Origin of the sequence: Affinundibacterium fentianense (assembly GCF_018139545.1) — a bacterium.
Lineage (GTDB): Bacteria > Pseudomonadota > Gammaproteobacteria > Burkholderiales > Burkholderiaceae_D > Undibacterium > Undibacterium fentianense.
Window position 1 is genome coordinate 1 of sequence record NZ_JAGSPJ010000022.1, and the last position, 348, is coordinate 348.

Below are 348 nucleotides of genomic sequence, written 5' to 3' on the forward strand. Positions count from 1 at the left end.
CTGTGGAAACCGCTGGCTTGTCGTTATCGATAATGCCGCCTGTCCCTGTCACACCTGCTATCACCAACGGCACCGTTTCTGCTGTCGCCGATTCCAAGATTGTGTCGTCGACTGTTCCTACCGTCACGGTGAAGCTGGACACACCCGCTGGGACGATCAAGTTGCTACCGACCAAGCTCACGCCATTGCTGAACGTTGGGGTGGTGTTGTAGTCACTCGTTGCTGTCGCTGTACCGCCACCCAAGGTGTAGGCGTAGGTCGACGCAATTGTGGTACCCGATGTCAAGGACACGGTGTACGTCAGGTTATTCCCTTCCACTACATTACCACCACTGACCACTGTACTAA

The 348-nt window shown here is 54.9% G+C and carries 1 pseudogene; it reads right to left on the minus strand.

What is annotated here, in order from left to right:
- Nucleotides 1-348: pseudogene (locus tag KDM90_RS17625) on the minus strand (hypothetical protein); the annotation flags it as partial.